Source organism: Vibrio sp. 1580, assembly GCF_033340055.1.
Genome location: NZ_JAWOVT010000131.1, coordinates 1 through 888 on the forward strand (window position 1 = coordinate 1; position 888 = coordinate 888).

An 888-nucleotide genomic window follows, 5' to 3' on the forward strand; every position below is an offset into this window, starting at 1 on the left:
ATGTCTTCTGGCGGGAAGCCAACTTCGTCTACCAAAATACGATAAGCATTTGTACAGATTTCTAGCTTGCGCGCGCGTGTTTCTGCCTGACCAACCTCATCGAATGCCATGACGATCACAGCTGCGCCATAACGACGGATCAGTTTAGCTTGCTCAACAAATTTCTCTTTGCCTTCCTTCAAAGAGATAGAGTTCACAATACCTTTACCTTGAATGCATTTCAGACCCGCTTCAATCACTTCCCATTTGGAAGAGTCGACCATGATTGGCACTTTGGAGATTTCTGGTTCTGAGGCACATAGGTTTAGAAAACGCACCATACAAGCCTGTGCGTCTAACATCCCCTCATCCATGTTGATGTCGATGATTTGGGCACCATTTTCAACTTGCTGACGCGCGACTTCTAATGCTTCGTCATACTGTTCTTCTTTGATCAAACGTTTAAAGCGAGCAGAACCTGTGACGTTAGTTCGCTCACCGACATTGATGAATAAAGTCTCTTTCTCAATCGTTAATGGCTCTAATCCGGAGAGACGACAAGCAACAGGCAAATCTGGCAAAGCGCGAGGTGTAACACCTTCAACGGCCTGCGCCATTTGGCGAATATGCTCCGGCGTTGTACCACAACAGCCACCAATCAGATTTAAAAAGCCGCTGCTAGCCCACTCTTTTACATGCTCTGCCATATCTTCTGGAGAAAGGTCATATTCTCCAAAAGCATTCGGCAAACCTGCGTTAGGGTGTGCGGAAACAAATGATTCAGAAATACGAGAAAGCTCTTCCACGTATGGGCGCAGTTCATCTGGCCCCAATGCACAGTTAAGACCGAAAGATAACGGCCTTACATGACGTAGAGAGTTGTAAAATGCTTCCGTGGTTTGCCCTGAT

General features: G+C 46.4%; 1 protein-coding gene. It reads right to left on the reverse strand.

Annotated features, from left to right (window positions below; all coding sequences use genetic code 11):
- The coding region (locus tag R7093_RS24520; protein WP_318146925.1) for a dihydropteroate synthase at positions 1 to 888 on the reverse strand (888 nt) is incomplete at both ends.